Source organism: Streptomyces sp. P9-A4 (assembly GCF_036634195.1).
Lineage (GTDB): Bacteria > Actinomycetota > Actinomycetes > Streptomycetales > Streptomycetaceae > Streptomyces.
Genome location: NZ_JAZIFY010000002.1, coordinates 480,582 through 493,225, shown reverse-complemented (window position 1 = coordinate 493,225; position 12,644 = coordinate 480,582). Strand labels below are relative to the sequence as shown.

7 protein-coding genes are annotated in these 12,644 nt (G+C 74.8%); all 7 read right to left on the bottom strand.

The window, feature by feature from the left end; translation table 11 throughout:
• Positions 1 to 69: 69 nt before the first annotated feature.
• Positions 70 to 486 carry a hypothetical protein gene (locus V4Y03_RS32860; protein WP_332437618.1) on the bottom strand — a complete coding sequence of 139 codons (417 nt, stop codon included), beginning with the start codon at positions 484 to 486 and terminating at the stop codon, positions 70 to 72.
• Positions 483 to 1,862, bottom strand: a complete 1,380-nt coding sequence (locus tag V4Y03_RS32855) for a glutamate synthase-related protein (protein ID WP_332437617.1) — start codon at positions 1,860 to 1,862, stop codon at positions 483 to 485. The genes V4Y03_RS32860 and V4Y03_RS32855 overlap by 4 nt, the downstream gene beginning before the upstream one ends.
• The gene (locus V4Y03_RS32850; RefSeq protein ID WP_317878831.1) at positions 1,859 to 2,869 is read right to left on the bottom strand and encodes an asparagine synthetase A; all 1,011 of its coding nucleotides are present in this window, start codon (positions 2,867 to 2,869) and stop codon (positions 1,859 to 1,861) included. Before V4Y03_RS32850 ends, V4Y03_RS32855 begins: the two co-directional genes overlap by 4 nt.
• 83 nt (positions 2,870 to 2,952) lie before the next feature.
• The gene (locus V4Y03_RS32845) at positions 2,953 to 4,320 is read right to left on the bottom strand and encodes a methylaspartate mutase (RefSeq protein ID WP_332437616.1); all 1,368 of its coding nucleotides are present in this window, start codon (positions 4,318 to 4,320) and stop codon (positions 2,953 to 2,955) included.
• Positions 4,317 to 4,739: a cobalamin B12-binding domain-containing protein gene (locus V4Y03_RS32840; protein WP_317878764.1), complete on the bottom strand. Its 423-nt coding sequence runs from the start codon at positions 4,737 to 4,739 to the stop codon at positions 4,317 to 4,319. Before V4Y03_RS32840 ends, V4Y03_RS32845 begins: the two co-directional genes overlap by 4 nt.
• Before the next feature lie 153 nt (positions 4,740 to 4,892).
• Positions 4,893 to 5,099 carry an MbtH family protein gene (locus V4Y03_RS32835; protein ID WP_317878765.1) on the bottom strand — a complete coding sequence of 69 codons (207 nt, stop codon included), beginning with the start codon at positions 5,097 to 5,099 and terminating at the stop codon, positions 4,893 to 4,895.
• A gap of 61 nt (positions 5,100 to 5,160) precedes the next feature.
• Positions 5,161 to 12,396: an amino acid adenylation domain-containing protein gene (locus V4Y03_RS32830; RefSeq protein ID WP_332437615.1), complete on the bottom strand. Its 7,236-nt coding sequence runs from the start codon at positions 12,394 to 12,396 to the stop codon at positions 5,161 to 5,163.
• Positions 12,397 to 12,644: the final 248 nt, after the last annotated feature.

Below are 12,644 nucleotides of genomic sequence, written 5' to 3'. Positions count from 1 at the left end.
GTGCGGGCATCGGTACGGGTGCGGGTGCGGGCATCGGTACGGGTACGGGCGCGGCCCCGCCCGTGCGTTTCAGCCGCGCGGGCGGACCCTCAGCCGGGCCGTTCCCGGGCCGCCGCGCAGCGCCGAGGCCACGGCGAGTGCCGCCGCCCTTTCCTCCGCGGCGACCAGCGCTGCCGCCTGCCGGGCCGTACGCGGCGCGGGCCCCCGGGTGCGCAGCTCAAGACGGCCCCCCAGATAGCCCCGGCCCGCCGCGCGGAGGGCCCGCCCGGCGGCGGCGCAGGCCGGTCCGGCGCGCTCGGGGCGCACGGTGACCACGGGCAGCTCGGAGAGCGCGAACCGCGCGCACACGGTGCCGAGGCCCGCGTCGCCGCCGCTCCCCGTACCCGTGCCCCTCGCCGTACCGCCGGAGCCGGGGTGCCCGCCGGGCCGTCGGCCCCCCGGCCCGCGGCCGTCGCCGCCGGGACACGGTGCTCCAGGCGTGGTCATGACGGGCCTCCGGAGCCGCCCGCGTCCAGGGACACCGGGACCGGAAGGTCCGCCCCGGGGGCGGAGAACGGGCCGCCGGGCCACCAGAGGTCCTCCGGCGCGAGGGCGTCCGCCGCGTACTTGCCGAGGGCGCTCACCAGCAGGCGGGTCTCCAGGGCCAGCGCCTCGGCCAGACGGACGAGACCGTTCTCGGGGTCCTCGTCCACCGCGATCAGCGCCGCCCGGCCGAGGCCCACCGCGCGGGCGCCGAGGGCGAGCGCGCGTACCGCCCTGCCGCCCTCCCACATGCGGCCGGTGGCCAGCAGGCACCCGTGGGCGCCCTCGGGGCGCCCGCCCGAGGCGGCGATCAGCCGCAAGCAGTCCGCCAGGCTCAGACCGACCTGGTCCAGGAAGACCCGGGGGGCCCAGCCGGTCCCGCCCTCGGCGCCGTCGACGGTGACGGCGTCCGCGCCGGCCCGCCAGGCGGTCGCCGCCGCTCGGGCCACGTCACGGCCCGGGTGGAACTTCACCCAGGTGCGGGCCTTGGGGAAGTTGTTCCGCATGAACCGCAGTTGCTGGCGGACGATCTCCTCGGTGAAGGTGCCGGGAGTGGCACACCGCAGGCGATGGCCGTCACCGTCCCTGTCGTCACCGAGCACGTCGCGGACCGTGAACCGGCCGGCGAGCCGCTCGGCGTCGGCCCGGCCGACGACGGTCATCCCGCCCAGGCCCGGCTTGGCTCCCTGGCCGGTCTTCAGCTCGAAGGCGAGCCGCCCCGAATCGAGCAGCGGGCGGGTCCCCGGGTCGCTGTAGACCAGGTTCCACACCTCCGAGTCGGCGTCCTCGGTGGACTGCTGGACCACCACCCCGCCGACCCCGTCGGCCACGCACTCCGTGTACGCGGCGATCCGGGCGAGCAGCGCCGAGCGCACGCCGTCCCCCGCACCCCGCCGGTAGCCGTGCACCGGCACCATGTTCTCGCCGATCACCATCGGGATGCCGAGCCGCGCCGCCTGCCGGCCGGCGGCCACGCCCAGATCACCGCTGCCCGCCCTGGTGGAGCCGAACGCCGAGAGGAACAGCGGGAGTTCACTGGTGAACCCGCCCACGTCGGTACGCAGCTCCACGTCGTCGTGGCCCGGTTCCCGGCCCAGCTCGATCAGCTTCTCCAGCCGCCGGGGCATGAACACCGGCGGGGCGATCCGCGCCCGGTCCAACGCGTCCGGCGGCGGATCCGCGAGCCCCGCACCTGTCTGTCCGTCCGCCGGGACGCCGCCGGTCTGGCCGTACAGCTCCTCGCCGTACCCGCCCGCGGGAGGGAACACCTCCGCGGTGCCGTTCCTGGCCCGCGCGCGCACCGCGCCCTCGGGGAATCCCGCCGCCCGCAGCCCGCTCACGGAGCCACCACCCCGGGGAGCTTCGGGTAGGCGCTGACCTGCCAGAGCGAGTCGAGCCCGGTGAGGAAGCGGACGAGCCGCTGGAGACCCATGCCGAAGCCGGCGCTGGCCGGGATGCCCTCGCGGGCCAGGTCCAGGTACCAGGCGTACTTGGCCGGGTTCTCACCGCTCTCGCGCATCCGGGTGACGATCGTGGCGTAGTCGGCCTCGCGCTCGCTGCCGCTCACCAGCTCGCCGTAGCCGCCGTGCGCCAGCAGGTCGAAGTTCCGCAGCACGCCCGGGTTCTCGGGGTCCTCGCGGTCGTAGAAGCCGCGCGAGCCCTTGGGGTAGTCGTTGACGAAGAAGGGCCGGTCGGCCTCCAGGGAGAGGATGCGCTCGCCCGTCCAGTCGATCTCGGCGTCCGGGCTCTGCGGATGCCCGCCGTTGACCAGGCGGGTGACCGCCTCCTCGTGGCTGCACGAGTCGAACTTGCCGGTACGGAGTTCGGCGAAGTCCAGCTCGTCCCTGCCCAGTTCGGCCAGGACCTCGGGAACGGCCGTCCACACGTGCTCGACGATGTGGGTGAGCATCCCGGCGGCCACGTCCTGCGCGTCCTCCCGGCTCGCCCCGGCGATCTCCACGTCGATCTGGTGGAACTCGACGAGGTGCCGTCCCGTCGAGGCGGTCTCCTCGGGCTCCACACGGACGTTGGGCGCGATGTAGAAGAGCTTCGGGAAGCCGTGCAGCGAGGCCTGCTTGTAGAGGATCGCACTGGTCATCAGCTTGTACGGGTGCCCGTAGTAGTCCACGTCCAGGGCCTTCGCGCCCCGCCCGCCCGGGTCCGTGACCGGCCCGACCAGCGGCGGCAGCAGCTCGGTGAACCCCTCGCCGCGCAGGAACTCCCGCGCCGCGTACAGGGCTTCCTGCTGGACCAGCATGGCGGCGCGCAACTGGGGCGAACGCAGGTGCTCGCCGAGGGGCGGCGGCGACTGGGGGACGGGGGAGAGGAGGGGAGAGAACTGTTCCATGGGACGACTCCGTTCGGATACAAGCGGTGAGGTGAGGTTCGCTCGGGGTGGGGCGGGTCGGCTCGGGGCGGCGCGAGGCGGGTTCAGCGGCGGTCGGCCGTTTCCTCGCGCGCCGTGTCGAAGCGGGCGGCCACTCCGTGGAGGGCGGTGAGCAGCCCCTCCGAGGTGAGCGCCGACCGGGCGCCGGCGACCAGCGAGGGCGCCACCGGCATGGCCCCCGCGTCCGACCAGCGCAGCCGGCCGCGGTCGTCGACGAAGCTGCGGGACCGGCCCGCGTTGTCGGGGTGCAGGCAGTAGGGGACGTCGAGGTGGCCACGGGCGAAGGCGGTCCGCAGCGCCCGGCCGAGGTCGGCGTCGAGATCGAGGACCGCTTCGACGAACGCGCGGGCCTCCGCGTACACCTCGCTGTCGGCCCCGTCCGGCCCGCCGGCGCCGGCGGGCGGGGTGCCCCCGGCGGGGTGCTCCGTCAGGACGGCCGTGGACGCGGCCGTCTCCAGCGCGCGGACGTTCTCGTCGACGGTCGGGATGCGATGCGCCTCGGCCGCCGTCTTCACGATCAGCCGGTGCGCCCCGGACCGGACGGCGAGCCGGGCGGAGGCCTCAAGGAGCCGGGTCGCCCCGTGCGCGGTCCGTGGGAACACCCCCATGTACGTGTAGAGCACCACGTGCCGGTCCACCTCGGCGGGGAGGAACTCCGCGGCGAGCCTGCGCAGCGCCCGTACCGCCTCCTCGTCCTGGACCGGATCGGTCTGCTGGGCGTAGCTCAGCGAGACGCTGCGGATGCCGTGCCGGGCGAAGAACAGTCCCTCCAGGAGGCTGAGTGCCACGAGCAGTCCCGGTGGGCACAACTGGCCGAGCATGCAGCCGCCGAAGGTCTCCAGGTGGGGCACCCGGGGTTCCGGGACCAGGGACGCGAGCAGCTCGCAGCCGCGCGCCCAGTTGTCGACCGACTCGGCGAGCGGGGTGCGGCCGTAGGGCAGGCAGTAGGAGACCGGTCCGCCCTCCGTGGCGTCCAGGCCCGCCGCGGCCAGCGCGCGGATGATCGCCTCCGGGCGCGAGGAGCCGTGCCGGACCTGGACGGGGAAGCTCGCGTCGAGCAGCCCGTCGAGGAGGTCGCGGGTGAGCGCCGTGGGGTGGCTGGCGATCGGGTAGCCGTTGAGCGGCAGCCCCTCGGCCAGGGAGGCGCGGGCGCCCGCCGCGTCACCCACCCGGGTGTAGCTGTCGATGGTGAGGGTGCCCACGGTGGTCGCCGCCGCTGCCTTGGTGCGCTCCAGACCCGCCCGCATCAGATGCGGGTCGCTGAAGCCCATCCGGGGCTGGACGACGAGCCGGCCGTCGGCGGCGGCCGCCGCCACGAACGCCCCGAAGGAGCGGGCGGCGGGCACACCCGGGGTGTCGGCCGGACCGGCCGTCCCCCTCCGGGCGGACGGGGTCAGGATGCCGCTGGTCATGCCGTGACCCGCAGGGCCCGAGAGCGGTCCAGACCGGACACGAGGGTACGGAGCCCGGCGACGTCCCCGTCGTCGAACACCGCCTCGCAGCCCGCTTCGATGAGGCGGGCCGCCCGCTCGGGGTCCCGGGTGCCGGCGACCCCGAGCTTGCCGCCGATGACGACGGGCGTCGTGCCGAGGCCGGGCTCGGTGCGCAGCCGGCGCACGGCCGACAGGCCGTCGCGGTAGCCGTGCCCGTTGACGCTGCTGATGACCACCAGGCCGGGCGTGTGCGTGTGGCACGCGGCGGCCAGGCGGTCGTCCGTCACACACGGGCCGATGTTGACGACCCGGTGCCCGAGCTCCTCCAGGAGGAGCTGCAGATAGACCAGATTCCATGTGTGGGAATCGGATGCGGTGCCGGTCAGCAGAATCTTCATGGCTTCACCCTAGAATTCGAAAAGCGGTGCCAGGGGAAGTTGGAGCGGCAGATTCGCGGCAGTGATACGAAGCCGGGAAGCGGAGAAGGGCCGGGCCCCGCGGGAATCCGCGGGGCCCGGCCCTTCCTTCTTCACGCGTGATGCGAAAACGCGTCACGCGTACTGCGCGAGGAGGCTCTTCGGCCGGATGTCCGTCCAGTTCAGCTCGACGTAGGCGAGCGCGTCCTCGCGGCCGGCCGCCTCAAGGACGACCTCCCAGCCTGCGGGAACGTCCGCGAACGTCGGCCACAGGGCGTGCTGGCCCTCGTCGTTCACCACGACGTGGAAGGTGCCCTCGGTGTCGTCGAAGGGGTTCGTCATCTCGGTCTCCTTGAATTCTGTGAATGTGCGCGGGCGTGTTCTGGATTTTTCGGACGGGATTTCAGTGCGTGTGCGAAATGCTGAACGAATCGAGCTTGCTGGCGAGCGCACGGCCTATGGTCCGCAGCGCTTCGGGTTCCGTCATGGCGAGATGGGTGGAATCCACGGAGTGGTTCTCCAGCGGCCCGTCGAGGAAAGGGCGCCAGGAATCCGCGAGTTCACCCGGGGCCTCGCCGGACCGGTGCGCGGTGAAGAAGACCGTGTCCGTGACGGCCCGCCGGGGCACGTAGCGGCTCATCAGCTCCCCGTGGGTGCGGGAGGCGCCCGCCACCGCCCGCAGCTCCGCGTCGGTGAACCCGGCGAGCACCGGATCCTCCCGGCGCAGCGCCTCGATCGCGGCGGCGACCGCCACCGGGTCCGACAGGTCGGGGCCGCCGGCCGCGTCCGCGAGGGCGCGGGCGTGCCCGGGGGTGCCGGGGCCGGTCCGGTGGACGTCCATCAGGGCGAGCAGTTCCACCCGCTCGCCGAGCTCCGCGAGCCGTACGGCCATGGCGTGCGCCACCGTGCCGCCGAAGGACCAGCCGAGCAGCCGGTACGGACCCCAGGGCTGCACGAGCCGGACCCGCTCCACGTACTCCTCGGCCATCTCCTCCACGCTCCCCGGCGCGTACCCCGGTTCGCCCAGGGCGCGGGCCTGGAGCGCGTACAACGGCTGCTCGTCGCCGAGGTGCCGGGCGAGGCCCGCGTACGACCAGCCCACCCCCGTCCCGGGGTGCACACAGAACAGCGGCCGGCGGCGGCCCCGCGTGCTCAGCGGCAGCAGCACCCCCATGGCGCCGCCGTCGGCGCCCTCCTCCTCGTGTGCCCGGAGCAGCCCGGCGACCGTCGGGGTGCGGAAGAGGTCGCGGACCCCGCGCTCCACCCCGAGGACCGTCCGCATCCGGCTCACCAGCCGCACCCCGAGGAGCGAATGGCCGCCCAGGGTGAAGAAGTTGTCGTCGATGCCGACCTCCGGCACACCGAGGATCTCCGCGAACAGGCCGCACAGGACCTCCTCGCGGGCGCTCCGGGGGCGCCGTCCGGCGGTCGTCGCGGCGCGCCGCTCCGGCGCCGGGAGGGCCCGGCGGTCCGGCTTGCCGTTGACGGTCAGCGGTACGGCGTCGAGGACGACGACCGCGGCGGGCACCAGGTGCGCGGGCAGTTCGGCGGCGGCCACCGCCAGGACCTCGGCCCCGGTGACCGTACCGCCGGCGCGGGGGACCACGTAGCCGACGAGTTCCTTCTCGCCCGGCCGGTCCTCGCGGACGACGACCACGGCCTGTCCGACGGCGGGGTGGCGGGCGAGCGCCTCCTCGGTCTCCCCGGGCTCGATGCGGAAGCCGCGCAGCTTCACCTGGCCGTCGGCGCGGCCGAGGAACCGCAGCTCGCCCCCGGGAGTCCAGCAGACCAGGTCGCCGGTGCGGTACATCCGCTCACCCGCGCCGTACGCGTCCGGCACGAAACGCTCGGCCGTGAGCGCCGGGCGGCCCACGTACCCCCGGGCCACATGGGAACCCGCGACGTACAGCTCCCCCGGCACCCCCGGCGGCACGGGACGCAGCCGCTCGTCCAGGACGTAGCCCCGGGTGTTGTCCATCGGGCGCCCCAGGTACACCCCGGGCAGCTCCCGGTCCGCGATGCCGAACCGCTGGTTGTGCGAGGCGAAGGTGGTCTCCGTCGGGCCGTAGGAGTGGACGAGGACGGTGTCCGGGCAGTGCGCGAGGACCCGGCGCAGCGCGCTCGGGGAGGCCGTGTCCCCGCCCGTCCAGACCTCCTTGAGCAGGCGCAGGGTGTCCAGGCCCTCGTCTGCCATCACATGGAACAGGCCCATCGTGAAGTAGGCGGCGGTGACCCCGTGGGCCCGGACGGTGCGGTCGAGTTCGGCCAGGTCGGCGCCGTCGCCGGGGGCGATCACCAGCTCGCCGCCGTGCAGCAGCGGCACCCACAGCTCGTACGTGGAGGCGTCGAAGCCGATCGCCGAGTGCACCAGCATCCGGGCGTGATGGGCGACGTTCCACTCGCGGTCGGCGGCGAGCGCGGTCACGTTGGCGTGGGTGACCCCGACGCCCTTGGGCCGGCCGGTGGAACCCGAGGTGAACATGATGTACATGAGGTCGTCGGCGGCGACCGGGACACCAGGAGCGCCCGGCACGTGAGCCTCCTCGCCGTGGGCGTCGGCCACGACGACCGGCAGTCCCGCCGCACGCGCCCCCACCACGGAGGCCGAGTCCCCGAGCGAGGAGTCCGTGATCAGCGCGCAGGCTCCCGAGTCGGCGAGCATCATCGCGATACGGGCCTCCGGCAGCGCCGGGTCCAACGGGACGTACGCCGCACCGGACTTGAGGGCGGCGAGCGCCGCCACGATCAGCAGCGGGCCGCGCTCCAGGAGCACACCCACGGCCGGGCGTGGACCGGGGGCGGCGGCGATCAGCCGGTGCGCCAGGGCGTCGGCCCGCGCGTCGAGCTCCGCGTAGGTGAGGGTCTCCGCGCCGAAGGTCACGGCGGGGGCGTCCGGCGTACGACGGGCCCGCTCGGTGAGCAGGACGTGCACCGGCCCCGGACCGAACGGCCCCTCGGCGGCGGTGTCATGGGCCGTGTCGTTGTGCTCCTCGACCAGCAGTCGCCGCTCTTCGGGCGTCAGCCGCCCCAACTCGCCCACCCGCAGCCCGGAATCGGCCGCCACCGCCTCCAGGGTCGCCCCCATCCGGCGGGCGAGCAGACCGGCCGTCGCCGCGTCGTACAGGTCGGTGGCGTACTCCAGACCGCCGGAGAGACCGGCGGGGGCGCCGTCCGAGCCGTGCGTCTCCCACAGGGCCAGCGTCATGTCGAACTTGGTGGAACCGTTCTCCACCGGAACCGGGGTGCCGGCGAGCGCCGCGTCGCCGAGCCCGGCCGTGTAGTCCTGGTGGAGCTGCACGATGACCTGCACCAGCGGGTGGTGGGCGGTGGAACGGCGCGGGTTGAGCTGCTCGACCAGCCGGTCGAAGGGCAGCTCCTGATGGGCGTACGCGGCGAGGTCGGTGTCCCGGACCCGGCCGAGCAGCTCCCGGAACGACGGGTCGCCCGAAGTGTCGGTGCGCAGCACCAGGGTGTTGACGAAGAAGCCGACGAGCCCGCCGAGTGCCTCGTCCTCCCGTCCCGCGGCCATCGTGCCCAGCGGCAGGTCGGTGCCCGCGCCGTGCCGGGTGAGGGTGGCGGCGAGCGCCGCCTGCACCACCATGAACAGGGTGGTGCCGGTCTCCCTCGCCAGCCGCGTCAGCGCGGCGTGCGTCCCCGGCCCGATGTCCACCGGGACACGGGCGCCCCGGTGGGTGGCCTCGGCCGGCCGGGTGCGGGCGACGGGCAGTTCGAGGACCGGCGGCATCCCGGCCAACTGGCGCTCCCAGAAGGCGAGATCCCGCTCGCTGCGGCCGTCGCGCGCCGCGTCGAGCTGCCAGAGCGTGTAGTCGGCGTACTGGACCGGCAGCGGCTCCCAGCCGGGGTCGCGGCCGGCCAGCCGGGCCGCGTAGGCCAGCGACAGGTCGGCGAGCAGGGGCCCGGTGGACCAGCCGTCACCCGCGATGTGGTGCAGCAGCAGCACGAGCACCTGGCCGCCGCCGTCGTCGGGGGTGATCAGCCAGGCCCGCAGCGGCACGTCCCGCGCCAGGTCGAAGACGTGCCGGGCGGCCGAGGCCAGCACTTCGTCCAGCTCCGCCGAGGGTACGTCCGCGACGTCGAGGACGGGCCGGACGCCCTCCAGGACGTGCTGGTACGGCTCGCCCTCGACGGCGGGGTAGACGGTCCGCAGCACCTCGTGCCGGGCGGCGACGTCCGCGAGCGCGGCGGCGAGCGCGGAGGGCTCCAGGGGGCGGGCCGGCCGGAGCACGATCGGGATGTTGTACGAGGGACCGGCCCCCTCCAGCTCGTTCACGAACCACAGACGGCGCTGCGCGTACGACAGCGGCAGACGCTCGGGTCGCCGGGCGGCCCGGACGAGCGGGCCGCGGCGCAAGCCGGTGCGACCGGCGGCCGTTCCCTCGGGGGCGGCCCCGTGCCCGCCTTCCGAACCGGAGGCGTCCGTGTCCGGGGCCGTCGCGCCGGAGGCGGGCGAGCCTTCCGTACCGTCCGAGCCCTCCCCGCCCTCCGCGATGCGGCGGGCCAGCCGGGCCGGGCTCGGCGCGAGGAACAGGTCACGGATGCGGACCTCGACGCCGAGGAGCGCGCGGATGCGGTTGCAGAGCCGCACCCCCGACATGGAGTGACCGCCGATGGAGAAGAAGTCCTCGTCGGCGCCCACCCGTTCGATCCCGAGCACCTCGGCGAACAGCCCCTGAAGGGCTTCCTGGTGCGCGGCGGCGGCCGGTCCGGAGCCGTCCCCGGCGTGCCGCGCCTCCGCAGCCTCGCGGGCGGCGGTCAGCTCGGCGACGGCCGTGCGGCGCGCTTCGAGTCCGGCCGTCTCCTCCGGCGACAGCAGCGACAGCGCGGCGGGACGGGCGGCGACGTCGGCGGCGCAGGCGCGCAGCACCCGCTCGAACACGTCCAGCAGCAGCCGGGCGGTCGGCTCGTCGAAGAGGTCGGTCGCGTACTGGAGCCAGATCTCCAGCCCGTCCGCCTTCCCCGCCTCGTCCCGGCCGTCGAAGCAGGAGGCCATCAGATCGAACTTGGCGACCCGCAGACCACTGTCCGCGAAGCGCCCGCCCAGCCCGCCGAGGGCGAACGCGCGCTCCCCGCCCGGCGCGCCGCCCTGCACGGTCAGCATCACCTGGAACAGCGGGTGCCGGCCCAGGGACCGCTCGGGGTTGAGCTGCTCCACCAGGACGTCGAAGGGGAGTTCCTGATGGGCGTACGCGGCGAGGTCGGCGTCCCGGACCCGGTCGATCAGCTCCCCGAAGGTCGGCTCGCCCGAGGTGTCGGTGCGCAGGACCAGCGTGTTGACGAAGAAGCCCACCAGATCGCCCAGGGCCTCGTCGGAGCGGCCCGCCACCGGGGTGCCGAGCGGGATGTCGGTGCCGGAGCCGGTGGTGGCCAGGGTCACGGCGAGCGCCGCCTGGAGCACCATCAGCATGCTCGCGCCGTGCTCGGCCGCGACCAGGGCCAGCCGGTCCTGGATGTCGGCGTCGAGCCGGGCGGTGACCGTGGCCCCGTCGTGGGAGGGCTCGGCGGGGCGCGGCCGGTCGACGGGCAGCCGCGTGGCGGCCGGGATCCCGGCCAAGGTGCCCTGCCAGTAGGTGAGCTGACGAGATGTCAGGCTCTCGGGGTCGTCGGTCTCGCCGAGGAGTTCGTGCTGCCAGAGGGTGTAGTCGGCGTACTGGACGGGCAGCGGCTCCCGGTCGGGGGCCCGGCCCGCGAGACGGGCCGTGTAGGCCTCCGCCAGGTCGCGGAGGAGCGGCTCGACCGACCAGCCGTCGCCGGCCACGTGGTGCAGCAGGAGGACGAGCGTGGACCGGCCGTCGCCGGCGTCGAGGAGGCGGGCCCGGAAGGGCCGCTCGCGGGTGAGGTCGAAGGGCTCGGCGGTCCGCGCGGCGACCCGCCCGGCCAGCTCCTCCGGGGTGCACCGCTCGACGGTGAAGACCGGCGCGGCGGCGTCCAGGACATGCTGGTACGGCTCGCCGTCGGCGGCCGGGAACACCGTCCGCAGCACCTCGTGGCGCTCGACGAGGTCCGTGAGCGCGGCGGCCAGCGCGGCGGTGTCCGGCAGCCCGTCCAGCTCCACCACGACGGGCATGTTGTACGTCGCCGAGGGGCCCTCCATGCGGCCGAGGAGCCACAGGCGGCGTTGCGCGGCCGACAGCGGAACCCGGTCGGCCTCGTCGAGGAGGACCAGCGGCGGGCAGGGATCGGTGGTCCGCAGCACCTTCCTGGCGATCTTCCCCGAACTCGTCCGGGGCAGCTCGTGCACCAGCGCGACCGTGCTCGGCACGGCGGCGGCCGGCATCGACTCCCGTACCAGATCACGGAGTTCCTCGGCCCCGACCCCCGGCTCGACCACGGCGAAGGCGACGAGCCGCTTCACACCGGCCTCCGCCTCCTGGGCGACGACGGCGACCTCCCGGACCCCCGGGTGGCCGGAGAGCACCGACTCCACCGAGGCCGGGTCGATCCGCTGGCCGCCGATCTTCACCTCGTCGTCGACACGGCCGTGGTAGTCGATCTGGCCGTCGGCGCGGAAGCTCGCCACGTCCCCGGTCCGGTAGGCGCGCTCGCCGCCCAGGGTGGTGAACCGGCGGGCGTTCAGCTCAGGACGCCCCAGGTAGCCCAGCGTCAGACCACCGCCGAGCAGCCAGAGTTCGCCGTCGACGAGGGCGCCCCGCACACCGGGCAGCGGCCGGCCGATCGGCACCGGACCGCCGTCGTAGGCGGACAGATCGGCGACCGTGGCGACGACCGTGGTCTCCGTCGGCCCGTACACATTGAGGAGACGGACCCGTCCGCGCACCGTCCGGCACCACTGCGCCACCCGCTCGGGCAGCGCGGCCTCGCCATAGATCAGGACCGTGCGCAGGCAGTCCGGAAGGGTGACGAGACCGGCTTCGAGGGCGTAGACCAGCTCGTGCCAGTACGCGGCAGGCAGGTCGAGCACGCTCACCGCGTGGCTGGCGCAGCCCGCGAGCAGCTCCCGTACGTCGAGCATGTCGTCGGTGCGGAGCACCAGGACCCCGCCGGCGCCGAGCGTGCAGAAGATCTCCTGCACGCTGGCGTCGAAGTGCAGCGGGCTGAACTGCAGCACCCGGGCCTCGCCGTCGATCCCGTACGCGGGGGTCGCCCCGGCCACGAAGTGGGCCAGCGAACCGTGCCCGACGACCACGCCGTTGGGCGTCCCGGTCGAGCCCGAGGTGTAGATGACGTACGCCGCGTCCTCGGGGGCGCCCGGCCCGCCGAGCACCAGCTCGCCCCGCGCGGCGACCTCCGCCGGCTCGGGCGCGTCGGCCCCGCAGGCATCGGAGAGGATCGCGGCGTTGCGGGCGTCCGGGGCCTGGATGTCCAGGGGCAGATACGCCGCGCCGGTCCGCAGCACCGCGAGCAGACCGACGATCGCCCGCAGACCACGCGGCCGGTGCACCGCGACCAGCCGGCCGGGGCACGCACCCTGCGCGGCCAGCTCGGAGGCCCGTTCGGCCACCGCCACGGCCAGCTCGCCGTACGTCAGCCGCTCGTCGCCGTGCACGAGCGCGAGCCGCCCGGGGTCCGCCGCGACCCGCGCGTCGATCAGGTCGAGCACGCGCGGCGCGGGCCGCACCGCGGGGCCGCCGTCGAGGAACATCGGCTCGGGTGCGGGCATCGTGAATCCTCCAGGCGGGAACGGGATGGGGGCGGGGCCGGTGGCGTCGTCCGTGCCACTCGCCTCCGTGCCTCCACGCTAGGCGCGGCCCACCGGGGGAGCGGGCAGTCCTCGCGGCAGAATCGAGGGGCGATACTGCCGCCGGAGCGGTGGTTGCTGCCGGACCAGGACCCGCCGGAGCCGGTCCGGTACGGATTGCCCGGAGCCCGGAGCCCGGAGCCCGGAGCCCGGCCGCGCTCTCCCCCCCC

Bases quoted from the DNA above. Each gene is read 5' to 3' on its own strand.
- V4Y03_RS32840 (WP_317878764.1), bottom strand. From the start codon at position 4,739: ATGAAGATTCTGCTGACCGGCACCGCATCCGATTCCCACACATGGAAT.
- V4Y03_RS32830 (WP_332437615.1), bottom strand. From the start codon at position 12,396: ATGCCCGCACCCGAGCCGATGTTCCTCGACGGCGGCCCCGCGGTGCGG.
- V4Y03_RS32835 (WP_317878765.1), bottom strand. From the start codon at position 5,099: ATGACGAACCCCTTCGACGACACCGAGGGCACCTTCCACGTCGTGGTG.
- V4Y03_RS32845 (WP_332437616.1), bottom strand. From the start codon at position 4,320: ATGACCAGCGGCATCCTGACCCCGTCCGCCCGGAGGGGGACGGCCGGT.
- V4Y03_RS32850 (WP_317878831.1), bottom strand. From the start codon at position 2,869: ATGGAACAGTTCTCTCCCCTCCTCTCCCCCGTCCCCCAGTCGCCGCCG.
- V4Y03_RS32860 (WP_332437618.1), bottom strand. From the start codon at position 486: ATGACCACGCCTGGAGCACCGTGTCCCGGCGGCGACGGCCGCGGGCCG.